This is a genomic window from Brevibacillus sp. GCM10020057, from assembly GCF_042683565.1.
In the GTDB taxonomy this organism is placed as follows: Bacteria; Bacillota; Bacilli; order Brevibacillales; family Brevibacillaceae; genus Brevibacillus.
In genome coordinates, this window is the sequence record NZ_JBHUJW010000006.1 from 32,752 (window position 1) to 57,342 (window position 24,591).

The window sequence follows — 24,591 nt, forward strand, 5'->3', positions numbered from 1 at the left end:
GTCACGACGCGGTTCCTGCAATTGGTACGGGTATTGCTATTAGGAAACAGCGTAAAGACCATAAAGTGAAATGAGGAGGGGTTCGCATGATCTACGCTCAGCCCGGCCAAGCCGGATCTAAGGTGACGTTCAAGAAGCGCTATGAGAACTACATCGGAGGAAACTGGGTACCGCCAGTAAAAGGGGAATACTTCGAGAACGTATCGCCGGTCACCGGCAAAGTATTCTGCGAGGTAGCCCGTTCGACTGCGGAAGATATCGAGCTGGCTCTGGACGCCGCCCATGAAGCAAAAGCGGCCTGGGGTCGCACATCCCCGGCGCAGCGTGCAAACATCCTGCTGAAAATCGCAGATCGCATGGAAGCCAATCTGGAGCTGCTCGCCGTCGCCGAAACGTGGGAAAACGGGAAGCCTGTGCGCGAGACGCTGGCTGCCGACATTCCGCTGGCGATCGACCACTTCCGCTATTTCGCCGGTGCGATCCGCGCGCAGGAGGGCACGCTCGGCGAGATCGACAACGATACAGTGGCCTACCACTTCCATGAGCCTCTCGGCGTCGTCGGCCAAATCATTCCGTGGAACTTCCCGCTGCTGATGGCGACGTGGAAGCTCGCTCCTGCTCTGGCTGCAGGCAATTGCGTCGTTCTCAAGCCTGCCGAGCAGACACCTGCTTCCATCATGGTGCTGATGGAGCTGATCGGCGACCTTTTGCCTCCAGGCGTCGTCAATGTGGTCAATGGCTTCGGTCTGGAAGCCGGCAAGCCGCTCGCCTCGAGCAACCGCATCGCCAAAATTGCCTTCACGGGCGAGACGACGACCGGCCGCCTGATCATGCAGTACGCTTCGCAAAATATTATTCCGGTAACGCTGGAGCTCGGCGGCAAATCGCCGAACATCTTCTTCCCGGATGTGTACGCCAAAGACGACGCTTTCCTGAACAAGGCCATCGAAGGCTTCGTCCTGTTCGCGCTCAATCAAGGCGAAGTGTGCACATGCCCGTCCCGCGCCCTGATTCATGAGAGCATCTACGAGCCGTTCATGGAGCGCGCCGTAAAACGCGTAGCAGCCATCAAGCAAGGCAATCCGCTCGATACCGACACGATGATCGGAGCACAGGCTTCCCTCGAGCAGGTGGAAAAAATCCTCTCCTACCTCGACATCGGCAAACAGGAAGGCGCAGATTGTCTGATCGGCGGCAGCCGCGCCCAGCTTGAAGGCGATCTGGCGGACGGCTACTACATCCAGCCTACCGTTTTCAAAGGCCATAACAAAATGCGCATCTTCCAGGAAGAAATCTTCGGTCCGGTCGTGTCCGTCACGACTTTCAAAGACACGGAAGAAGCGCTCTCGATTGCGAATGACACGCTGTACGGCCTCGGCGCCGGTGTCTGGACCCGCGACGTGAATACCGCCTTCCGCGTAGGCCGTGAAATCCAGGCGGGCCGCGTCTGGACCAACTGCTACCACGCCTACCCGGCTCACGCTGCATTCGGCGGCTACAAAATGTCCGGCATCGGGCGCGAGACGCACAAAATGATGCTCTCCCACTATCAGCAAACCAAAAACCTGCTCGTGAGCTACAGCGATCAGGCTCTGGGCTTCTTTTGATCGATGAGCCAGCAGGAAAAGGTAATCGCTACCGAAGCGGCCCTGCAATTGATCGAACGACTGCGCGCCAAGCACGGCGACCTGATGTTCCACCAGTCAGGAGGCTGCTGCGACGGCAGTTCCCCCATGTGCTATCCGCTGGGCGAGTTTCTCGTCGGCGACCAGGACGTGCTGCTGGGCGAGATCGGCGGTTGCCCGTTCTACATGGGAAAAGCGCAGTACGAGTATTGGAAGCATACGCAGCTCATTATTGATGTAGTGAGCGGGCGCGGCGGCATGTTTTCCCTCGAAGGACCGGAGGGTGTGCGCTTCCTGACGCGCTCCCGCCTCTTCCCCGACTCGCAGCAGTAAGACCGCCACGGCAAAAGACAAGACCGTATCCGCCTCTTGGAAGGCTGGTACGGTCTTTCATTTTTTCATTTTCCTCGATACATAGCTTGATATTAAGAAAAATGTAAGAGTTTTCTATACGAATTTGTTAAAACTGCCCGGTAAGATAGAAGCATGCAAAGAAACACGAGGTGGGAAGTGACGATGACGAATCACAATGTCCTTGTCGTTGACGACGAACGGGAAATCAGGGACGCGATTGAAATCTATCTCAAAAACGAATCGATTACCGTCTACAAGGCGGAGGATGGTTTGGAAGCGCTGGACATTTTGGCAGAGCATGACATCCATCTCATCATCCTTGACATCATGATGCCGAAAATGGACGGGATCACGGCGACCTTCAGGATTCGCCAGGAGCGCAACATCCCCATCATCATGCTGTCGGCCAAGTCCGAGGATACCGACAAAATTCTCGGACTCAACGTCGGGGCCGACGATTACGTCACCAAGCCGTTTCATCCGTTGGAGCTGGTGGCGCGGGCAAAATCCCAGTTGCGCCGCTACACCAATCTGGGCAACTGGCGGATGGCAGAAGACGAGATTCAGGTGCGCGGGCTGACCTTGAACAAGAACACCAAGACCGTCACCGTAGACGGCAATGAAGTGCGGCTGACGGCAACCGAGTACAAGATTCTCGAACTGCTGATGGAAAACAAAGGGCGCGTCTTTTCCATCGAGGAAATTTACGAGCGCGTCTGGAAGGAGCCTTATCTCCATGCAGAAAACACCGTTGCGGTCCACGTCCGGCGCATACGGGAAAAGATCGAGATCAACCCGAAAGATCCGAAATATTTAAAGGTGGTATGGGGAATTGGATACAAAATTGAAAAATAGCCGCTACGTGCTGCCTGCCGCACTCGCGCTGCTGCTGACTCTGTCCCTTTCGTTATTGACAGTCGTCGATCTCTACGACCACCGCGAGTATTTGCGCGAGGACTACTACTTTGACAGCCAGTCCTTTTTCAACGAGCTGTACACCGAAGTCGATCTGATCCAGAGCGTTCACGTCGATTTTGCAGGGTATCCAAACAAACAGGCACAGGATAAGCTCTCCGCGGAGGTCGTCAAGCAGATCCAAACCGAGCAGGCCCAAAGCCTCCGCGAAAGACAGCAGACGATCCGGGATGAATACGAAAGCCGCATCCAGGAAGCGCAGCGAGCCGGGAATGCCAATGAAGTCGCCAGGCTGACGAAGGAACAGACAGCGAAGCTTGCCGAAGCAGCCGAACTCGTCCGCTCGGAAACGGAAGATCGGCTGAACGAACTCATAAAGGAACAGGATCAGGAGTACGAGGAGCGCAGCAGCAGCCTGACCCTCCGCGACGGTTCTTTTAAATACTACATTCGGGACGCAAAACGTGGCACTGTGTACACGAATCTCGACCACGAGCCGACAGCGGCCGAGCTGCGGGATGCTGCCCTCTTTTTCTATCAGTTCCCGCAAAGCTCTGCTGCGCTCTCGAGATCATATGCCGATTTGAACCGTTCGTTCCAACTCAAACAGTGGAAAGGCATCATCTACGTGCCGCGCATTTCCGACGGGTACAGCCAAATTCTCGCAGACGCCGTGTACTACAATTCCATACAGGATCGGCTCATGGCAGAATGCACTCTGCTCGCCGGCACGCTTCTGGCGAGCGCCGGACTGCTCTGGTACACAGTGAAGCACCGCGCTGTACAGCTTCCTGTCGCGCAAAGAATTCTGGGACTGCTGCGGCGCATCCCCGTAGACATCCGGATCGTCCTGTTGCTTCCAGCGATCGTGATCTATCTGTCTACCGCATTCAACGTGAATTTCTTCGCATTTCCGATCGGCTTGGAGCAAATTTTCACCATGATCGTCATGCTCCCTCTGACTGCCTTTTTCCTGCTCTACGTCATTGAGGGCTGGTACATATGCAGCAATCCGGAGCAGTTGCACGCGCAGTGGCAGAAGAGTCTGCTGTTTCGCCAGCGCGCCTTGCTGCAAGAAAGCTACTCCAACCGCAGCGTATTTTTCAAGGTGGCTCTCATCTTCACGCTGACAGTCGGGTTGGGAATGAGCGTGGCGTTAGGCTTTGTCGCTCTTGTAGAAAGAATAGAGGCATTACTGGTTCCCGTCTTTTTGTACGGGATGTTCTACGCCATATTCGTACTGCCCTACATCTTCCGGCGGATCGCGCTGTTGAACAGAGTTCTGCTCGGCGCCTCCCAAATGGCCGCGGGCGACCTGAATACGACGATCGTGGAAAAGCCGCGCGGCAAACTGGCGGACCTGGCTCACTCCCTCAACAACATCAAGCAGGGACTGCAGCGTTCCGTGGAAAGCCAGATGAAAAGCGAACGGCTCAAGTCCGAGCTGATTACCAACGTGTCCCACGATCTGAAAACGCCGCTGACGTCCATCATCAACTACGTCGACCTGCTCAAACGGGATGACCTGACTCCGGAAGACATCAAAAGCTACGTGGACATCCTGGAGAGAAAGACCAATCGTCTGAAAGTCTTGATCGACGACCTGTTCGAGGCCGCGAAAACGGCGAGCGGCTCGGTCGAGCTGAACATCGAGCAGGTGAACGTCTCTGCCTTGCTCAATCAGGCGATCGCCGAGTTCAGCGACAAAACGGAAGAATCGGCGCTGACCTTCCGCGTAAATATCGAGCAGCCGAAAATTTACGCGCCGCTCGACGGCAAAAAGACATGGCGCGTCTTTGAAAACTTGATCGGCAACGCCCTGAAATACTCCATGCCGCATACTCGCGTCCACATTCATCTGGCGGAAAAGCAGGACGAGGTCATCCTGTCGATTAAAAACGTCTCCGCCTACGAAATCGACTTTGCTGCCGACGAGCTGTTTGAACGCTTCAAGCGGGGCGACCAGTCGCGCAATACGGAAGGCTCCGGTCTAGGCCTGGCGATCGCCAAAAGCATCGTCGAGTTGCAAGGCGGCACGCTGCACATCGACATCGACGGCGACTATTTCAAAGTGATCGTCACGTTCCGCCGCTGAACCGTGACAAGAGCAAAGCCAATCACCTGCGTTCCTGCCGGTGATTGGCTTTTTCCATCGCTTCCTGTATGCCGTTATACGGCAAAGTCGCTTTCAAACAACTGTTCAATGCTCGCTGCGGCCTGCTGCTCGTCTGTGCCCTCCACCTCAAACGTAATCTCATCTCCGGCCTTCACCCCAAGTGCCATGACGCTGAGGATGCTTTTGCCGTTCGCCTCTTTCCCGTTATAGATGATTTTGGTGGCCGATTGATGCTGGTTGAGCAAATGGACCAGAACGGACGCAGGACGTGCATGGAGGCCGCCGCTGACGGAAACTTCCACGGTAAGCCGGATCATTTCTCTTTGCCCCCTTTTCCTTCTTGTATCGAGAGACCTTCCCGCATCAGGACACCGGCTTGAAAAACTGGGGCAAGTAATCTTTGTGCGCCTCCAGCATCTCGTCCAGAATCTGCTTGGCGACCGCATCTCCGGGAACCAGCGGGTTGATGGTCATCGCCAGCAGCGCCTGATGGTAGGAGCCGGTGACAGCGGCCTCTGCCGCGACCCGCTCAAATGACTTGATTTGCTGCACGAGACCGCGCACTGGCACGGGCAGATCGCCGACAGCCAGCGGAATCGGCCCTTCACGGGTAATCACGCAGTTGACCTCGACGGCAGAATCGTCGGGGATGCTCGCGATCGCGCCGTTGTTGCGCACGTTGACCGGCTGGATGTCGCGCTTGTCGTTGTAGATCGAGTGGATCAGGTTGCAGGCCGCTTCGCTGTAGTACGCGCCGCCCCGCTTTTCCAGCTGCGGCGGCTTGATGGCAAGGTCAGGGTCCTTGTACAGCTCAAACAGCTCTTCCTCGACCTTTTTCACGACCTCTGCGCGCGTCCCGCCTTTTTGCGCTTCCGCCAGCTCGTGCTCGAGCATCGCTTTCGTCTGATAGTAATAACGATGGTACGGGCACGGCAAAATGCCCAGCGCCTTGATAAAATCTTTGTCCCAGCCAAGGTCCAGAATGTTCTTCATCGTAATGCCCGACTGCTCGCCCGTGAGCTTGTCGATCACCTGGGCAGTCACGTTTTCCCCGTCCAGGTAGACGCCCAGGCCGAAAACCATGTGATTCAGCCCGGCAAAATCAATGTGGACGCGCGATGCGTCGACTCCCAGCATAGAAGCCACGCCCATCTTCATCCCGATCGGTACGTTGCACAGACCGATGACCCTTTTGCGGTTGGTGTAGCGCAGTACCGCTTCCGTCACCATCCCGGCCGGATTGGTGAAGTTGATCAGCCAGGCGTTCGGGCACAGCTCCTCCATGTCGCGGCAAATGTCCAGAATGACAGGGATGGTGCGCAGTCCTTTGAACAGTCCCCCGGGACCGTTCGTTTCCTGCCCGATGACGCCGTATTTGAGCGGGATTTTCTCGTCCTTCACCCGCGCGTCGAGCTGTCCTACGCGGATTTGCGTCGTCACGAAATCAGCATTTTCCAACGCTTTTCTCCTATCGAGCGTCAGGTGGATTTGGATAGGCACGCCGGCTTTCTCGACCATTCGCCTGGCCAGCGCTCCCACGATCTGCAGCTTCTTCTCCCCGGCCGGAATATCCACGAGCCACAGCTCCCGGACAGGCAATTCATCGTATCGTTTAATAAACCCTTCTACCAGCTCAGGCGTGTAGCTCGAGCCTCCGCCGATGGTCACGATCTTGATTCCACTCACACTCCCGCCCCCTTGCTCTCGTGAATATGGCCGTACAGCTCGACGAACTCATGGGCCAAATCCTTGATCGTCATGGCATTCATCAAATGGTCCTGGGCGTGAATCAGCAGCATGCTGATCTGTGTCTTTTCGCCGGACACTTCTTTCTGGATCAGGGCAGTCTGGTTGTGATGGGCGCGGCTAAGCTCTTCGCCCGCCTCTGCCAGCGCTTTTTGCGCCCCCGGCATGTCTTTGTTCTTCGCCAGAGCGATCGCTTCCATCGCCAGACTCCTTGCGTTGCCACCGTGCAGTATCAGTTGGAAAATCACTTCCGTATGATCCACATCCATCTCCACCTATCCGATTTCGTTAAAGGTCACGAGCTGTACCTTTTTGCTTTTGATGTATTCCTTTACCTCCGGAGCAGTCAAAATCTTCAGCTCCCGGGTGCGCGGTATGGCGTAGGAGCTGCCCGTGAGCAGCTCCTCATCGACATATGCCGGATGGGTCATGATTTCCGCAGTCGAGCTATCCGCCAGGTCGTCCACGATGCCAAGCAGCGTCTCGACCGTCAGGCCATCGCCGTAAAAGCGCTGGGAAAAGCCTTCTGTCGTGCGTATGCGCGGATGTGCTACGCGCCCCTGCTGCGCAATCATCCACGGAAAACGCACAGGAAGCTCGTATTTCTCTGCCAGGCGCAGCACGACCGGCAGAATGACTTCATGAGCGTGGACGTGATGGTGGCTGTCCAGGTGCGTCGGTCTGCGCCCCGAGCGAAGAAACCGCTCCAACTGCGCGGTAAACTCGCGCTCCACTTCCTCCGCAGACGCCTCTGCAAGATGGCTCTGTCCTCGCCGGAAACGCCCATGCTCATCCGTCAGCGAGGGAACATTCGCCTCCAGCGGAGAGCCGCAGGTGAGCACCAGATGCACGCCGACCCCCAGCCCGGGATGCTCGGAAGCCAGACGCAAGGCGTGCCCTACTTCCGGCATGTTCATCATCATGGTGGCAGAGGATACGATTCCTTCGACATGGGCCTCGATAATCCCCAGATTGACGCCTTTGGAATAGCCAAAATCGTCTGCATTTACGATCAGCTTCATGTCAAGCCCACTCCCCTGGCCGGATTACAGAGAAGCAGTAGTGTCCGCCGCTTTCGTGGCTTGCTCCTCCGCCAGCTTTTGTTTGTCCCACAGCCTGAAAAAAGGATAGTAGATCAGCAGCGAGACGAAGAAGTTAACGAGCTGGAGTACGCTGCCTGATATTTTTCCGCCGCTCGCCAGATAGCCGCTGATGATGATCGGCGTCGTCCACGGCACCGCTACGCCGCTCGGCTTGGCTACCCAGCCCAGCGACATGGCCACGTAGCTGACGATGACCAGCGCGATGGGCGCGAGAATAAACGGAATGATGAGGAGCGGGTTCATGACGATCGGCATCCCGAATGTCACAGGCTCGTTGATGTTGAACAGTCCAGGACCGATGGACAGCCTGCCGATGTTTTTCATCTGTTCGCTGCGGGCCCGCAGCAGCATGAGCACGACCAGCGCCAGCGTCGCTCCCGACCCGCCCGCGTAGATCCAGAGGTCAAAAAACTGCTTGGTGATGACATTCGGCAGCTCGCCGTTCGGGTCAGCCTGAAAGACAGCCCGGTTCTGATCCATCAGCGAGAGCCAGATCGGGTCCATGACCCCGCCGACGATAGCCGCTCCGTGCAGACCGAGCGACCAGAGCAGCTGCACCATGAGCACTGCGAAAATCGCTCCGAACAGGCTGCTCCCGAGCGCGTTCAGCGGCCCTACCAACAGATCGGAGACGATATTGTGGATGCTTTGGAACGACGTATTCTCGATGAGGATGCGCAGCAGCCAGACGACCAGAATCACGACTGCGGCGGGAATCAGAGCGACGAACGAACGAGCCACTGCAGGCGGCACACCGTCCGGCATCGTGATGACGATCTTCTTTTGAACGATCTTGCGGTAAATTTCCGTGGACAAAAGCGCGAGGATCATGGCGACGAACAGCCCTTTGCTGCCCATCAGCGCGACCGGGATGACACCGCCTACTTCGACGGCCGTGCTGGCCCCCTCCGGCGTGAACATTGTATTGTACGGAGTGGCGAGCAGAAAGGATGCCACCGAGATCGCCCCTGCGGACAGCGGATCGACCTTGTACTTCTCCGCCAGCCGGTAGGCGATGCCAAAGCTGACGATCAGCGCCATGATATCGAAGGTGGCGTTGACCGGGTACAGCAGCTTGGTGAGCCATTTATCTCCGAATATTCCGCTCATGAAATCACTGTAGCCAGGTATCGGAAGAAAGCCGATGATGAGGAAAAGAGACCCGATGATAAGCAAAGGCATCGTTAAAATGATTCCGTCACGAATGGCTTGCAAATGCTTTTGCTCCGCGATGCGGCCCGCAACCGGCATAACGCGCCCTTCCAGGAAAGAAACAAATCCCGCCATACGCACCCTCCTCTATTTTTTTAGACGAAGCGCAAATTCCAGTACATTTTTTCCGTTCAATGTACCGTAATCCATTGTGCTGATGACATCCACAGGAATTCCCCTGGCTTCCCCTTCCTTTTTCATCTCGGCCAGCTTGTAACGAACCTGTGGTCCCAAAAGGAGTACGTCTGCTTGATCGATGTTGCTCTTGACTTCGTCGGCGGAAACCGCCCAGATCCTGGCGTCCAGCCCCTTTTCCCTGGCTGCCTTCTCCATTTTTTGCACCAGCAGACTGGTAGACATACCTGCGGCGCAGCACAGCAAAATATTCACTTCCTTCCCCTCCCTTCGACTCGATATGCTCTCTATACTTAGCAAGCCGTGTGCCAAAACACCATTTTCTGTATGCGCTTACAATGAAATCCGCAAAGCGCAGCGGTTTTTCCGGCAAGCCTCCCCGGTTCAAAACATAGTGTTTTGATGTAAGCGCTTTAGTGTTTTGGAAAAACCAACCATCTCCGCCAGGTTAAAAACACTGCTCACACAAGTGTTTTGTTTTGCAAAAAGAAGTTCATGATGTAACACACATCGTCATCGCTCATGCGCACCTCATATTGCTCCTCCAACAACTGCAGTTCGTGACGCACCACGCTGTACAGCCGCCGCTGCTCTGCGAGAAAGGCTTCCTTGCCCGCGTAGGCGACCGTGGGAAGCCCTGCCTTGAGCCGGTCGATCAGGCAGCAGATGTGCAAATAGGCGCCTATCCTCGTATCGAAGACGAGAACGCTGTGCAGCCGCTCTTCCATGCGCGCCAGGCTCCCTCTTACGTCCTCCAGCACGCGCTGGCCGTCTACCGTGGTCAGATGCTCGCCCAGCGTCTCGACCATTTTCAGGAACGCCTCCTCCAGGTCGATCATTTGCTGGATGTCCTGCAGCGCCTCCCCGTTCAGGACGTCATCCATCCCGTAGCAGCGCAGGTCTTTGTCGAGAATGTAGTTGCTCACGATGCAGAGCACCTTTCGCTCCGCCTTGAACTGCTTCAGCTGGAGGCGCGCCTGTGCCCTGTCGATCAACTGGAGGGGCACGATCTCCAGAAGCTGCTTATCGTACCGCAGGCGTGTCTCCAGCACTTTTTTCAAAAACAAGGCGCTCCCTTCGCCGGACAGGCAGGCCGCCACAATAGCCAGAGCCGGCGCCTGACTGCGCACCGGCGGCTTCGTCCGCTGCTTCGCCTGCTGCTCCTCACGCTGCGCCAGCGCGAGACTGCTGACATCGCGGTACACGTCTTCGAGCGAATGGCCGAGCATGGCCTTGCGCGTCGCCTCGATGACGTGCGGCGTGCTGACCATCGGAATCACCTTGACCGGGATACCGACTTCCTTTTCGATGATCTCGCCAAAGCCCAGCAAAGAGCCCATGTCGACGAGCAGCAGCAGCCCCGCCGCGCTCCCGATCTCCCGCGCGACCTTGATCGCCTGCTCCAGCACGTTCATGTATTCCTGCTCCAGCGGCAGGTCGATCGCCCTGGCGTACTCCGTGACGAGCAGCCGGTTGGTGACGTCCACCATCGCCGTCGCTCCCCCGCTGCCGTGCGTGATGACCAGCACGCCGATCGTCTCCCGCTCCTGCTGCATACTCTCGTCGTCCAGCACAAAAAACATCGTCAGGTAGCCTGCCTCGTCGATCGGCAGGTCCATCAGGATGGCCTCCTCGATCATGCGCACGCATTCCAGCGCTACCGCAAACTCTTTTTTGTACTTGATCCGGACGCTGTTGATGTGCGGATTGGTGATCTGTTTCCCTTGGGCGAGACGCTCCTTGGATGTCTGGATGTGCAGGGCAAGCCCGAAAATGACCTTTTGGCTCAAAATCTTGCCCAGCCGCGACTCGGCGTAGCGTACGATTTCCTCCACCAGATGGATGATGACGGGATCGATGATGCGCGACATGTCGACCTTGTTGATGCGCTGGTGCACACCTTTGATGAAGCGGGTAAAGTAGTTCTCGATATCAAATTCCAGCTCTTCCTCGCTGACCCCCTGGTTGCGCAGCTCGTGGATTTTTTGCTCGATTTTTTCATAGACGCTGTTGGCCGCATCCTCCTGCTCCCGTTCGATGGAGATGCTGTCCTGGGTAGGCTGCACGACAAAGCTGGTGAGATCCTTGCCGACCAGCTCCTCCAGCGCAGCCTTCCGCTCCTTGGCCAGCAGCAGCCCCTGCTTCACGTGATGGGGCAAGTCCTGCACCGACACCTGCAGCTGTTTTTTCTGCGACGAGATAAAGTCGGCGTAAGCGCTGGCACACGTCAGCTGAATATCCGTTTTCAGCTGGCCGATGTTGTTCGGGCAATGATACGACAAAAAGGCGTGGATGGCGCTGGCCGAAATCTGAATCTCGCGGCCGAGCCGGAACGCTTCTTCGCGAAACAGGTTCACCAGAAGGCCGAAGCGTTCCTCGATCCCACGCTCCTCGAGGGATGGCAGCTTGATAATCATCGGGATGCGGCGAATAAACGTCTTGAGCAGGCTCGACTCCGGATTCTCTGTCGTTGCAGAGATGATCTGCACCTGTGCCGTCCGCTCGACCTCCGTCTCTCCGACGCGTCGGAAGGTCCCTTTGTCCATGAAGGTGAAAAAGATTTCCTGGCCCTCTGCAGGCAGCCGATGGACTTCATCGAGAAACAGAATGCCGCCGTCCGCTTTTTCCACGAGCCCTCGCTTGTCGTTTTCCGCCCCGGTATAGGCGCCCTTTTTCACACCGAACAGCTGGCTGTACAAAAGCTGCGGATTGTTGGCGTAATCGGCGCAGTTAAAGACGACGAACGGGGCATTTTTGTCCAGCCGTCCGATGTCGATGGCAAATTCGTGTATCAGCGCGGCGAATCCGGACTTCCCCACCCCGGTCTCCCCGAGAATTAGGCAGTGCATCCCGCGCGGCGGGTACAGCACGGCCGCTTTCGCCTGCTCGATCGGCGTGACCAGGCTCTTGTTGCCCTTGGCCAGCCTGTCCAGCGCCGTCTCGGTCCGGTACAGCGTCTCTTGCGTCTGCTTCGCGTGAAACAGCGTCGGTCTGCCTTCTACCTTTTCTATCTTGCCTTCCTTCCACAGCCGGTTGAGGTCGCTGCTCACATTGGCGCGGGTAAGTCCGAGCATTTCGGCCAATTCGCCGGCGCTCACCCTTATCTCGGGACCTAATTCCGCAACTTTCTGATAAATGAGGTCCAAACGCTTCATGCTATCACCTGCCGTTCATCTGATGGCAAGATTGCCTCATGTCAGTTCCATTTCCATACGCAATTGGGAAAACCTTCTTTGTCAGGCAATATGACCGCGCAACATAAGCAATACTGGAAAAACCGGCTGCCTCCTGAAAGGCAACCGGTTTCATAAGCAGGAACATTTTCCTCACACATTAACTTGCTGAATGGCTTGCCGCATCCCTTGCGAATTGGCATTCAACAGATCCGACACTTCATGCACCCGCTGCATCATGCCGAGCTGTTTGTCGGACATCGCCTGGATCTGCTGCGTCTGTGCGGAGACTTCACTGGCGATATGGGCAATGCTGCTGAACTGGGCGACGACTTCCTCTGAGCCAGCCGACAGCTCCTCGGTGGTGGCAGAGACCTCCATGATCTGTTCGCTGACCAGCCGGAATGCGCGGACCGCGTGCAAGAACGACTGCCCCGCCTCGCCCGACAGCTGGACTCCCGCCGCGATCTGGCTCGAGACGACCTCCATTTCCGCGCTGATCGAGTTGGTCTGCATGCCGATCTGATCGAGCAAGGAGGTAATCTGCTTGACCACCGAAGCGGATGCGTCAGCCAGCTTGCCCACTTCATTGGCTACTACCGTAAAGCCCCGTCCGTGCTCTCCGGCGCGGGCTGCCTCGATGGACGCGTTGAGCGCGAGAATTTTCGTCTGATCCGTAAAGCTGCGGACCGCGTGCAGAGCACGCTCGATTTCCTCCGTATAGCCTTTCAGCTGCACAGCGAGGCGCAGCGTCTGTTCAGCAGAGCTTTGAATATCTTGCATCTGTTGGTTCGTTCGATTCATGGCCTCGTCGCCGGATCTCGCCATTTCCAGAGCCTCGACAGAAGCCGCAGAAACCGTCGCAGAAGATTCCGCGATCTTGGCAATGCCATGCGCGATCTCCTCCATCGCCATGACGCTGTCCTCCGCGCTTTTCTTTTGCGTATGCGCCCCTTCATAAATCGTTTTCACCGTTACATTCAAGCTGTTGCCCATGTCCAGCATGAGATCGGCGCTCTCTTTGAATTCCGTAGTGGATGCAACCAGCTGTTCAGAGGTTCGCTCCATGTTCAGCACCAGGCCGCGCACTCTCGAATGCAAGTTTTCGGACATGAAGAGCATCGCTTGATAGACCGTTCCAATCTCATCGGTCGAGCGAACCGGATGGGACCGCAAAATGACCTGCGCTTCAGCCAAATCACCTGCTGCCATCCTTTCCGCACTTTCCTTTACGGTATGCAGCGGCCGCAAAGCGCGCTGCACGAACCAGATAATGACGCCGATGGCGAGCACGGTTACAGCCAGCATCAGAACGTAAAACGGCAGGCTTTTCCACATAACTTTCGCAACAAGCTGCTCGAACACGTCGACGTCCGTGTCGATCCCCAGCGCGCCGATCACCGCGCCGCTGCTGTCCTTGAGCGGGACGTAGGCCGATAAATAAGAGCCGTACTTCGGATTATCAATGACGGGAGAACTGGCAGGATTGCCCGCCATGACTTCGATGACAGCATCAGGAGGCATATCGGTCACTTCATTGATCGGGGAAGCGTCCGGATCATTCGGAGGCCACCCATCGATCATGAGGAGCGGCACGCGGTTCTCGTCAAAACGTACGAGGTACACATAACGGGCATCGATCTGTTTCCGAAAGGTATCCAGCTCCTGGCGGATAGACCAGTACAGGTCGGTCTCCTCTGGCTGCTTCAAAAATTCGACATATCTCTCTGTCTTGAAGCCAGCAGCGTAGCTTTGGGCGATGCGGATATTGTAGTTGTTGATGCCCTCTTCGACAGCTGATTTGGTCTGCACCAACTGGATTACCAGATTGCCCGCCGCAATCAGCAGAAGGACAAGGATGATGCCAAGCAAAATGCGGACGATCAGATGCTTCTTCAAAAAACCGCTCATGTGCTTGCCTCACCTCCAAACCGCTGTTGTTCTTGAGATGGCAGTGTATCTTTTCTCATAGAACGCCCCCAACGTGCTAGAAATTTCTGCTATTCATCGATTTTACACGATTTTTGTCGACAATGATATTCGCAAAGACACTTTAATGTAGCAATTCAGAATATAACGCTCATTAATCGCCCGTACGGTATAATAGACTTATCCAAACGACAGGAGAACATCCTACGATGATGGTTTTCATTTTGTTTACCATATGGGCGCTCGGCCTGCTCGTACTGTTCACCGACCCTCGGCGCACATCGATCCGCTGGGCGAGTGCGACTGCTTTTGTGGGGAGTGGAGGCTTTTTGGCGGCCGTGATCGATGAGATTATCCTGCCTGACTGGGCAGGCGCGCTCGCTGTTCACCCGGAATGGAGTACCGCGCTGCGCGTGCTGAGTCGCTGCGTGTCCGCTCTCACCCAGGACGGCCTGCCTTACGCGTTTCTCATGTTCGCCGTGCATTCCTGTGAATCTTTTTCACGCAAGACCAAAGCGATCATCCAGTACGCCGCCCTGATTCCGCCGCTCATCATGCTGGCGATCACGCCGATCTATCCCGTGCTCGCCTTCAACTACCGGATCATGATCGTCTGGGTGATCCCCTACTTTTTGGCGGCGTGCGCGCTGCTCGTCCTGCAGTACCGCAGCGAGAAGGACCCTCTCGTCAAAAAGAACAGCTTTTTCACGAATATCCTGATTATCGTGCCGCTGTTTTTCGTCTTTCTGTTCATCTACGTCATGCGCATCCAGAACGACTACGAGGCGTGGCGCTACAACATCCTGGTGGTCGTCATCCAGTTCGTCCTGATCGTCGCCATTAGTTTGAAATACGGCTTTCTCGGCGTGCGGCTCCGCGTGGAAAAACGCCGGCTGGACAGCACGCTGCGCGCCCTGACATCAGGAGCGCAAATCATCAACCATACGATCAAAAACGAGGTCGGAAAAATCTCGCTCTACGCCGACCGCATCGACGCATACGCCGCAGACACCAGGCAGCCCGGCCTGCGGGAAGATGCCGCTGTGCTGGCCGCGTCCTCCCGGCATATTCTGGAGATGATGAACCGCATCCAGGAGCAGCTGCGCGACATCGTCCTGCAAGAGAAGACCGTCCAACCGATCCGTGTGATCGCAGAGGTCGCGCAGACGCTCCAGCCGTACGCCGAAGCACAACAGGTCTCCGTTCTGGCCGAGTTGGACGAATCGCTGCTTCTGCGCTGCGATCCTGTACACCTGCGGGAAATGCTCACCAACCTGTGCATGAACGCCTTTGAAGCGATGAAGACCGGAGGCACCCTGCGCTTGCAGCTGTTTTTGTCCAAGAAGCATCTGGTCATCGCCGTGGCGGATAGCGGGGTCGGAATCTCCCCCGAAAATTTGCCGCATGTGCTCGATCCTTTTTTCTCTACCAAAAAGACGGCTCAAAACTTCGGTCTCGGCCTGTCGTACTGCTACAACGTCATGCAAAAGCACCACGGCCGGCTGGAGATCGAAAGCGAACCGGGACGCGGCACGACAGTCTATCTGTTGTTTCCCCAAAAACGTGTAGAAGGGAGGACGTAAACGATGGAAGCGATCAAGGTCTTGCTCGTGGAAGACGATCCCGTCTGGCGAAAAGGGCTGTCCGACTACTTGAACAAAGAGCCCGACATCACTGTCACGGGAGAAGCCCAGACCAGGGAAGAAGCCATCAGAAAATTTTCGCCCGCGAGCGTGGACGTCGTGCTGATGGACATCAACCTGACGGAAAACAATCTGGACGGCATCGAAACCGCCATGGAACTGATCCAGCTCTCCCCCGACTGCAAAATCATCATGCTGACCTCGCTGACGACCGAGGACGTAATCATCGAGTCCTTTTCCGCAGGGGCGGTCAATTACATCAGCAAGACCAGCTTCAAGGAAATTCCCGACGCCATCCGGGCCGCCCATCTGCGCCAGTCCGCCATTCATCCTACGGCAGCGGCGGCTCTGCGCAGCGAATTTCTGCGCCTGAAGAACGAGGAAAACCAGAAGCTGCTCTCGCCTGCCGAGAAAGAAATTTTGCAGCTCATCCACCAGGGGCAGACGCAGGCCCAAATCGAGCAGTCCCTGCACATCACCAAGCGCACGATCAAGAACCACATCAACCGCATCCTCAAAAAAATGGGCGTCAAAACGAGCAAGGAAGCCGCCGCCAAGGCCCGTCAGAAAAAGCTGTTCTGACCTGCCGCGGCGCTGCTCCCCGCTCTCTGTCCACCAGTCCCACCAGGGGCTATGACCAGGTACCAATAAAAGTTGGTACTTTTTTTACACGCTCCACTCTTTACAATGAAAGCTATCCGAAACGCCATCATTCTTTGTAAAGGTGTGGTTTTCATGTTTCTCATTCATGCCTTCCTGAAGGCCATCCTGATGCTCTGGTTCCGTCCGCGCATCATCGGCCTGCACAAAATCGATCTCACGCAGCCATCTATCATCATCCCCAACCACGTATCGCTCCTGGACGCTGTACTCCTGTCGTTTTGTCTGCCAAAAGGAGCGATCTTCGTCGTCAATACGGAAATCGCAAAGAAATTCGCATTTTTCCTTCGTTTCCGCAAACACATTGCCGTCGATCCGCTGAATCCGTACTCCATCCGCCACATGCTGCGGGTCATTCGCGGCGGCGAGACACTGGTCATTTTCCCGGAAGGCCGGATCACGACCACCGGCAGCCTGATGAAAATCTACAGCGGAGTCGGCTACCTCGCCCTTCGCACGGGTGCGACCTTGTATCCTGTCGCCATCAACGGGCTGGAACGCTCCATCTTTTCCTACCTGAAAGGAAAGCTGCGACTCCGGCTGCTGCCTGACGTCACGATGACCGTCGGCACGCCTTTTGTCATCGAACGCGACGAGAAGCGCTCCATGCGCGAGCAAAAGGCGTCCGCAAGCGACCTGATCTTGCGCACGCTGCAAAACGAACTGTTCCAAAGCCGCATGAAGCCTGGCGTCAATCTGTTCGACGAAGTGCTGGAGGCAGCCCGCCTGAACGGCGCGGCGATGGAGATCGCCAAAGACATGGGCACCGCGATCAACTACCGCACGCTGCTCATCGGCAGCTATTTGCTCGGCGAAAAGCTGAAGGCGCAGCTGTCCGGCAAATCAGCCGTCGGCGTGTTCCTCCCCAATTCCGTCGGGCATCTGGTCACGCTCCTGTCGCTGTTTCGCATCGGGAAGACACCGGCCATCCTGAACTTCTCCCTCGGCGTCCGTTCCCTGCTCGAATGCTGCGAGACAGCACACATCGACACGGTCCTGACATCGCGCGTCTTTATCGAGAAAGGCAAGCTGGAGCACGTGATCGAAGGACTGAAAGCGCAGGTCACGATCGTCTACCTGGAAGATTTGAAAGCAGCCGCCACGGCTTTTGACAAACTCGCTGCTCTGCTCCGCTACCTGGCACGGCAAAAAGCGCAGGCGGCGGATAACGAGCTGATCCTCTTTACCTCCGGCAGCGAGAGCAAGCCAAAAGGCGTCGTGCTGTCGCATACGAACCTGTACGCCAACATCCAGCAGGTGACCAGCGTCATCGACATCACGTCCCGCGACAAGTTTTTCAATGCACTGCCGATGTTTCACAGCTTCGGGCTGACGGCAGGGACGCTCTTGCCCGTCGTCAAAGGGGTTCCGGTCTTTCTGTACCCCAGCCCGCTCCACTACAAGGCGATCTGTGAGCTGGTGTACGACCAGAATGCGACGATCCTGTTCGGCACCTCGACTTTCATGGCCGGATATGGCCGGATGGCGCATCCGTACAATTTTTACTCCTTGCGCTACGTGTTTGCGGGGGCGGAAAAGCTGAAAGACGACGTGCGCAAGCTGTGGATGGAAAAGTTCGGGGTGCGCATCTTTGAAGGCTACGGCGCGACGGAGACCGCTCCGATCCTGTCGCTCAACACCCCGCTGGCAAACAAGCCGGGAACGGTGGGGCGGCTGATGCCAGGCATGTCGTATCGCCTGGAGCCAGTCGAGGGCATCGAGAAGGGCGGGCAGCTTCTGGTCAAAGGACCGAATGTAATGAAAGGCTACCTGATTCACGGCCAAGGTTTCGTCCCGGCAGAGGAATGGTATCAGACCGGGGACCTGGTAGAAGTGGATCGGGAAGGCTACCTGACGATCCAATCCCGGCTGAAGCGCTTTGCCAAAATCGGCGGCGAGATGGTCTCGCTCAATCTGGTCGAGGAAATCGCCATGGAATGCTTCGGGCACTCCGGCTTCGCTGCCATCACCGTCAGCGACCCGCGCAAGGGCGAGCGCATCCTGCTCTACACCACAGACGAGACTGCCCAGCTCGCCCAGCTGCGCGCCTGGTCGACGCAAAAGCAATACTCGCCGCTGCTCATCCCCGGCGCCATCAAGCAAATCAAGGCACTTCCGCTCCTGGGCAGCGGAAAAACCGATTACGTCAGTCTGAAACAGCTGGCCGAAAGCGAGAGGGAATCACTGTGAACATCCGCATACAGCCTTTGCAAGCCTTGTACTTTACCCAATTTCTGTCCGCCTTTGCCGACAACATGATCCTGTTTGTGATCGCCAATCTGCTTCGGGAGAACGGTTTTTCTCCCGCGCTGCTCGCACTCGTATCCATTTCCTTTTTTCTGCCGTACATCTTTCTCGCGCCGCTCGTCGGGCCGTTCGCCGACAAGCATCCCAAATCGCTCGTGCTCGTCACCGGCAACCTGATCAAGGCGGTCGGCGTCCTGCTGCTCTTCGTCATTGACCATTCCAGCATTTTGCTGCTGATGCTCTCCTATTTCACCATCGGGGTCGGCGCTGTCGTCTACTCCCCGGCCAAATACGGCATCCTGCCGGAGCTGACGGCAAACGAAGATGAGCTGTTCCGGGCCAACGCCAGGATCGAAGCGTATACAATCATCGCCATCCTGCTCGGGATCGGCGGCGGCGGAGCGATCGCCTCCATGACGGCCCCGCTCACCTCGTCGGCCATATGCCTCGCCCTCTACCTGCTGTCGCTTGGCATGACTTTCTTTATCCCGCGCATGGCGGGCAAGGCGGACATCCGCTACGGCGCAGAAACCCGGCGCTTTTTTGCCGACTTCCGGCTGTTGATGCAGCGTCCCGACACCCGCTTCTCGCTGGTCGGAACAGGCTCGTTCTGGATGAGCTCGGCGGTGCTGCGCGTGGCGGTACTGGCATGGATACCTGCGGCTCTCGGCATCGACCCGCAGAGCTTTTCCGTCTCGCTGATTCTCGCCACAACGTCCATCGGCATTATCGTCGGAGCGTTCCTGGCCCCCCGGCTGATCCCGTTGCAGCAGTTCACGCGCTCCTTGGCCTACGGCTTCGGGATGTTTCTGATCATTGTGCTGTTCCCGTGGATTCACTTCACGCCGATCGCTATCTGCTTCCTGCTGCTCGTCGGTTTTATGGGCGGAGTCTTCATCATCCCCATGAACACGATCCTCCAGGAAAAAGGCAAGGAGCTGGTCGGCTCCGGCAAGACCATCGCGATTCAAAACTTTGTGGAAAACACGTTGATGGCAGCAGGCTCCGGCATATACTACCTGATCGTCTACGCCGGCGCCTCCGTCTCGGGAGCCATCGTGGGGCAGGGCGTGCTGCTGCTGGCATTCCTCGCGTACCTCGCAAATTTGCGCAAACAGGTGCGCGGCTGAAGCGGACTGGCGCGTGAACTGGCCGGTCCCAACGCAAACAAACCGCGTCCCACTCGGGCGCGGTTGTTTGCGTTATCAGCAATGGTTCCGGCAGCAGGCAGCTGGTGCTTAAACGGAATGGAGCGATTTTTCCGCAGCGTATGCCTGCAGGCACTCCAAAAAGAGGAAGCCGTACTTGTCATATTTGGACTCGCCCACGCCTTTGATCTGGAGCATGGCCGCCTTGTCGGTCGGACAGAGGCTGCTCATTTCCTTGAGCGTGCTGTCGTGGAAAATGACGTACGGCGGCACGCCTTCGCGCTGCGAGATTTCCTTGCGCAGCTGACGCAGACGCTCGAACAGGTCGTCGTCTTCCTGCTGCTGGACAGGACGGAGCGCGATCTTTTGCCACACCTGCTCTTCGCCTTTGAGCACAGGCAGCGCTTTTTCGCCCAGCTTCACAATCGGGTATTGGCTCTCCGTCACCTGCAGATAGCCTTCCGCGATCAGCAGCTGGATCAGGTCGGCAATCTCTTTTTCCTTGTACTCCTTCATCAGACCGTACGTCGGCAGCTGATCGAAGCCGAACTGGGAGACTTTTTTGTTCTTCGAGCCTTTCAGCACCTGCGCCACGAGTGCCGCCCCGAAGCGCTCCCGCATCCTTTTCACGCAGGAGAAAATCTTCTGCGCCTCCAGCGTGATGTCCGCAAGCTCCGTGTCGTTCGTGCAGTTCGCGCACTTTCCGCAGGCCAAAGCGTCGGTCTCGCCAAAGTATTGGACGATGTACTGCTGCAGGCAGCGCGGCGTCCGGCAGTAGTCGATCATGGCGTACAGCTTTTTGTACTCGTGCTCCTTACGCTCCTCTGTCAGCTGGTTTTGCTCGATGAAAAAGGTCTGGGTCTGGATGTCCTGCGGCTGAAACAAGAGGATGCACTCGCTCGGTTCTCCGTCGCGCCCGGCGCGGCCCGCCTCCTGGTAGTACGCCTCCAGGTTTTTCGGCATGTTGTAGTGGATGACGTAGCGAACGTTGGATTTGTCAATTCCCATCCCGAACGCATTGGTGGCGATCATCGTGCGGACGTCGTCATAGAGGAAGGCTTCCTGGTTTTGCGCCCGCTCCTCCTCGGACAGTCCAGCGTGGTATTTCGTGACGGAAAAGCCGCGCTTGTGCAGGTCTGCGTGCAGGGCATCCACGTCTTTTCGCGTCGCCGCGTAGATGATTCCCGCCTGCTGGCTGTTCGCGCGCAGGTAGTCGGCGATGAAGCGGCGCCGGTTCTCCCCTTTGCGCACGGACAAGATCAGATTGTCCCTGCCAAAGCCGGTGATGAAAGTGCGCTCGTCCATCAAGGTCAGCTGGCGGCGGATGTCCTCCGTGACCTCCGGCGTAGCCGTTGCCGTCAGCGCAGCGACGACAGGACGCTTGGGCAGCGCGTGCAGAAAACGGGCGATCTCCAGATAGCTCGGGCGGAAATCATGCCCCCACTGGGAGACGCAATGCGCTTCGTCGACGGCCACAAAGGAGATCGGCACGTCCCTAATCAACGCCCGGAACGAGTCGGATTCCAGACGCTCCGGGGCGATGTACAACAGCTTGTACTCGCCGCGCGCCGCCAGCCGCAGCCGCTCGCGCACTTCGGAGGAATCGAGGGAGCTGTTGATTTGCGTGGCGGGAATGCCCATGCTGACCAGCACGTCGACCTGATCCTTCATCAAGGAGATCAGTGGCGAGATGACGATTGTCACCCCGTCAAACAGCATCGCCGGAACCTGGTAGCAGATCGATTTCCCGCCCCCTGTCGGCATGATCCCCAACGTGTCGCGGCCTTCCAGCAAGCTCTCGATGATTTTCTTTTGCCCTTCTCGAAAGGACGGGTAGCCAAAATATTTCTGCAAGACTTCTGTCGCTTTATCAAACAAAGAGAATACACCTTCTCTTCCGAATATTTGTCCGAGCAGATCCTTTTTAAGTGTACTTGTTTACTTTGGGACAAAACAAGGGGAAGAGCAGGATCTGATGAAAAACGACAATCGCATTTTTTATAAAGGTTCCTCGTGTGTGACTCTTTTCGGGTGCCGCTGTTGAAAAATGGACCGAAACCCTCGGAACAGCCCGTATCCGATCATGCCTCCTGCCGTATTTAACAAAAGATCATCGACATCAAAGTTCCCGATGCTGGCGAGCAATTGTGTCCCTTCTATGCACAGGCTGAAGAGAAAGGACAGGATCGTGACGGTCACCAGAGAGCGATTTCTCTCCTTTTGCAGAAAAGGAAGCAGGAAGCCAAAAGGAAGAAAGGCGATCACGTTGCCTATGAAATTGACGTTACTATGCATATTTCCCCCTGCCAACAAATTGTCGATATATTTTATGATTTCATGAAAAGGAATGAGGTTCCCTCTGTTCATCAGACTCTCCCAGATGACCTGCGGCTGCGATAAGCTGTGGGCGATCGAGGGGAATACCTTTCCCGCATTCGTCCAGCGAAATTTAAAGAGGATGACTTTTATCACCAGTGTCAAATACAGTGCAAAAACACCCAGAAGGGCAGCTCGCAGCAAAATATGGATTCCTTTTTTCATCGGTATGAAACCCCCTTTTCCAGCAACTTCTTTGTTTCCGTAAACCGCCCTGCCACCGTGGTCCGTTTCATGCAAAAAAGCCTCTCCTTCCAGTGTAAGAGCAACGTTTCTTTCACACCGTAAGGATAGGCTTTTCGATTAAAAAAACTCAAAATCGTTTCTAAAGAAAGGGTAAAGAGATTATGAAGCTTGCATACCGGGGAGCGGAAGCCATACCGTAAACGTCGTCCATTCAGCCGTGCTCGTTACCGCAATCCGACCGTGATGCAGGTCAATAATGCTCTTGGCAATCGCCAGCCCCAGACCAGAACCGCCTGTTTCTTTGGAACGCGAGGCCTCGACCCGAAAAAAACGCTCGAACAGATTGGGCAGGGCTTCAGCGGGAATCGGCGCGCCGTTGTTCGCGACCGAAAAGGATACGCCATCCGGTACACGAAACAGGCGAACGGCGATCATCGTACCGTCTCGACCGTATTTGATGGCGTTGGAAATCAGGTTCTCCAGCACACGTACAAGCTTGTCCGTATCGCCCCACATTTCTACCTTTTCATCAGGCGTTTCCACTTGCAGCTGCAGGCCCGCTTCATGCGCAGCGATACGAAAGCCTACGGCAACCTGTTCGACCAGCTCCACCAGGTCAAACTGCGTTTTGTTCAAATACGCACCGCGGTTGCGCACTTTTGTATACTCAAACAAATCGTTTACCAGTACGTTCATCTGCTTGGCTTTTTCATACGCGATATGGGTGTACTGTCTAAGCTGATTTTCATCCTGGTACTTTCCTTGCTCAATCAATCCCAGATAGCCCATGATCGAGGTCAGCGGCGTACGAAGATCATGCGAGACATTCGTGACGAGCTCGTCCTTCGACTGCTCGAGCCTGCGTTCCTCCTCCATCGCATCGGTCGTGCTTTTGACGAGGGCGTGAATACTGTCCACGACATTCCCCAGGCTCCCCGCCGGCCTGATCGAAATCTGATGATCGTAATTGCCCTTTGCAATGTAGTGAAGCTCTTCGATGATCTGATTCATTTGCTTTTGTTCCTTGAATTTCCGGATGCGAACCAGCGTCCATGCCACAAACAGACCTGTCGACAACAGCAGAATCGGGATTTTAAACGTGTCAAAGCCATAGGTATTGCGGAACTTCCACACAAAATTTTTGATGTCGGGTATCCGATACAGATAGTTGTTGGCGAAAAAGGACAGCGCCTGAAATACAGCAAACAGGAAGAGCAAGCCGAGCATGATTTCGAGCAAAATCCGCAGGAAGTCCCGGACGTTAAGCCTCAATTTTATAGCCTACCCCCCATACGGTCTGGATCACTTTTTCTCCATTGGTCGCCTTCTCCAGCTTTTCTCGCAGGTTGCTGATGTGGACCATCACGGTTTTGTAGGACACGATGTTCTCCATTTTCCAACAGCGGTCGAAAATTTCTTCGGAGCTGAATACGCGGTTGGGATGACTGGCCAGCAAAAAAAGGATGGAAAATTCAAGCGCGGTCAGCTTGATGGGTACGCCTTCCTTGGTCTGCGCGACATGGCTCTGCTTGTCGATGATCAGCGGGCCTGCCTCGATCACGTTGTCTTGCTTTTGATTGGCATGGCTGTAATTGGCGCGGCGCAGCAGCGACTTGACCCTTGCCACTACCTCCAGCGGATTGAACGGCTTGGCGACGTAATCGTCCGCGCCTGTCATGAGGCCCATGATCTTGTCCATGTCGTTCGCCTTCGCACTGGCCATCAGGATGGGGATCTGCGAGTTTTTCCGCACGCGTTTGGTGACTTCCAATCCATCGAGCTTTGGCATCATGACATCCAGAATGACCAGGTGAAACTCCTTTTGGGCCAATTTGTCCAGTGCTTCCTTCCCGTCAAACGCCTTTTCGATCTCATAGCCCTCGTTGCCGAGATAAATCGCAAGCAGCTCCACGATTTCCTTGTCATCGTCCACAATGAGTATCCGCATAGCTTCCTTCTCCTGTTTCTGGGGTACATGTACTTTTACGTTCACTATAGCAGAGAAAGGTAAAGAAAACATAAA

At 56.0% G+C, this 24,591-nt stretch carries 20 protein-coding genes; 8 read left to right on the top strand and 12 right to left on the bottom strand.

Features of this window, described 5'->3' with window-relative positions; translation table 11 throughout:
• The first annotated feature begins 86 nt into the window (after positions 1–86).
• From adh to ACFSO0_RS02005, 4 genes are all read left to right on the top strand, one after another.
• Entirely contained in the window at positions 87–1,607 is a 1,521-nt protein-coding gene (adh, locus tag ACFSO0_RS01990; protein ID WP_376875576.1) for an aldehyde dehydrogenase, read from the top strand.
• A 3-nt stretch (positions 1,608–1,610) separates the two neighbouring features.
• Positions 1,611–1,958, top strand: coding sequence for a DUF779 domain-containing protein (locus tag ACFSO0_RS01995; RefSeq protein ID WP_376875578.1), 348 nt, complete (start codon positions 1,611–1,613; stop codon positions 1,956–1,958).
• A gap of 183 nt (positions 1,959–2,141) precedes the next feature.
• A complete protein-coding gene (locus tag ACFSO0_RS02000; RefSeq protein ID WP_376875581.1) occupies positions 2,142–2,834 on the top strand; it encodes a response regulator transcription factor in 693 nt (230 codons plus the stop codon).
• Positions 2,812–4,989 carry a histidine kinase dimerization/phospho-acceptor domain-containing protein gene (locus ACFSO0_RS02005; RefSeq protein WP_376875584.1) on the top strand — a complete coding sequence of 726 codons (2,178 nt, stop codon included), beginning with the start codon at positions 2,812–2,814 and terminating at the stop codon, positions 4,987–4,989. Before ACFSO0_RS02000 ends, ACFSO0_RS02005 begins: the two co-directional genes overlap by 23 nt.
• A gap of 74 nt (positions 4,990–5,063) precedes the next feature.
• Here the strand turns inward: ACFSO0_RS02005 and ACFSO0_RS02010 are convergent, their stop codons facing one another.
• From ACFSO0_RS02010 to ACFSO0_RS02045, 8 genes are all read right to left on the bottom strand, one after another.
• Positions 5,064–5,327, bottom strand: a complete 264-nt coding sequence (locus ACFSO0_RS02010; RefSeq protein WP_376875587.1) for an HPr family phosphocarrier protein — start codon at positions 5,325–5,327, stop codon at positions 5,064–5,066.
• Positions 5,328–5,373: 46 nt separating this feature from the next.
• A complete protein-coding gene (locus ACFSO0_RS02015) occupies positions 5,374–6,696 on the bottom strand; it encodes a 6-phospho-beta-glucosidase (RefSeq protein WP_376875590.1) in 1,323 nt (440 codons plus the stop codon).
• Positions 6,693–7,025 (bottom strand): PTS sugar transporter subunit IIA, encoded by a 333-nt coding sequence (locus ACFSO0_RS02020; protein ID WP_376875593.1) that lies wholly within the window; start codon positions 7,023–7,025, stop codon positions 6,693–6,695. The genes ACFSO0_RS02015 and ACFSO0_RS02020 overlap by 4 nt, the downstream gene beginning before the upstream one ends.
• Before the next feature lie 6 nt (positions 7,026–7,031).
• Positions 7,032–7,778: a chitin disaccharide deacetylase gene (chbG, locus tag ACFSO0_RS02025; protein ID WP_376875596.1), complete on the bottom strand. Its 747-nt coding sequence runs from the start codon at positions 7,776–7,778 to the stop codon at positions 7,032–7,034.
• Positions 7,779–7,802: 24 nt separating this feature from the next.
• Positions 7,803–9,146, bottom strand: coding sequence for a PTS cellobiose transporter subunit IIC (celB, locus tag ACFSO0_RS02030; RefSeq protein ID WP_376875599.1), 1,344 nt, complete (start codon positions 9,144–9,146; stop codon positions 7,803–7,805).
• A 12-nt stretch (positions 9,147–9,158) separates the two neighbouring features.
• Complete coding sequence (locus ACFSO0_RS02035) at positions 9,159–9,461, bottom strand: PTS sugar transporter subunit IIB (RefSeq protein WP_376875602.1); 303 nt, start codon at positions 9,459–9,461, stop codon at positions 9,159–9,161.
• Positions 9,462–9,667: 206 nt separating this feature from the next.
• Positions 9,668–12,361, bottom strand: coding sequence for a sigma-54-dependent transcriptional regulator (locus ACFSO0_RS02040; protein ID WP_376875605.1), 2,694 nt, complete (start codon positions 12,359–12,361; stop codon positions 9,668–9,670).
• A 171-nt stretch (positions 12,362–12,532) separates the two neighbouring features.
• Positions 12,533–14,290, bottom strand: a complete 1,758-nt coding sequence (locus ACFSO0_RS02045) for a methyl-accepting chemotaxis protein (protein WP_376875608.1) — start codon at positions 14,288–14,290, stop codon at positions 12,533–12,535.
• Between the two features lie 227 nt (positions 14,291–14,517).
• Between ACFSO0_RS02045 and ACFSO0_RS02050 the strand changes: the two genes are divergently transcribed.
• The 4 genes from ACFSO0_RS02050 (at position 14,518) to lplT (ending at position 19,988) form a co-directional block, all read left to right on the top strand.
• A complete protein-coding gene (locus ACFSO0_RS02050; protein WP_376875611.1) occupies positions 14,518–15,891 on the top strand; it encodes a sensor histidine kinase in 1,374 nt (457 codons plus the stop codon).
• A 3-nt stretch (positions 15,892–15,894) separates the two neighbouring features.
• Positions 15,895–16,533, top strand: coding sequence for a response regulator (locus tag ACFSO0_RS02055; protein WP_376875614.1), 639 nt, complete (start codon positions 15,895–15,897; stop codon positions 16,531–16,533).
• A 153-nt stretch (positions 16,534–16,686) separates the two neighbouring features.
• The gene (locus ACFSO0_RS02060; RefSeq protein WP_376875617.1) at positions 16,687–18,801 is read left to right on the top strand and encodes an AMP-binding protein; all 2,115 of its coding nucleotides are present in this window, start codon (positions 16,687–16,689) and stop codon (positions 18,799–18,801) included.
• The gene (lplT, locus tag ACFSO0_RS02065; protein WP_376875620.1) at positions 18,798–19,988 is read left to right on the top strand and encodes a lysophospholipid transporter LplT; all 1,191 of its coding nucleotides are present in this window, start codon (positions 18,798–18,800) and stop codon (positions 19,986–19,988) included. The genes ACFSO0_RS02060 and lplT overlap by 4 nt, the downstream gene beginning before the upstream one ends.
• Before the next feature lie 108 nt (positions 19,989–20,096).
• Here the strand turns inward: lplT and recQ are convergent, their stop codons facing one another.
• From recQ to ACFSO0_RS02085, 4 genes are all read right to left on the bottom strand, one after another.
• Positions 20,097–21,884 carry a DNA helicase RecQ gene (gene recQ / locus ACFSO0_RS02070; protein WP_376875623.1) on the bottom strand — a complete coding sequence of 596 codons (1,788 nt, stop codon included), beginning with the start codon at positions 21,882–21,884 and terminating at the stop codon, positions 20,097–20,099.
• Positions 21,885–22,004: 120 nt separating this feature from the next.
• On the bottom strand, positions 22,005–22,547 hold the full coding sequence (locus ACFSO0_RS02075) for a VanZ family protein (RefSeq protein WP_376875626.1): 543 nt from the start codon (positions 22,545–22,547) through the stop codon (positions 22,005–22,007).
• A 180-nt stretch (positions 22,548–22,727) separates the two neighbouring features.
• On the bottom strand, positions 22,728–23,795 hold the full coding sequence (locus tag ACFSO0_RS02080; RefSeq protein ID WP_483862231.1) for a sensor histidine kinase: 1,068 nt from the start codon (positions 23,793–23,795) through the stop codon (positions 22,728–22,730).
• Between the two features lie 34 nt (positions 23,796–23,829).
• Complete coding sequence (locus ACFSO0_RS02085; RefSeq protein WP_376875631.1) at positions 23,830–24,516, bottom strand: response regulator transcription factor; 687 nt, start codon at positions 24,514–24,516, stop codon at positions 23,830–23,832.
• Positions 24,517–24,591 lie beyond the last annotated feature (75 nt).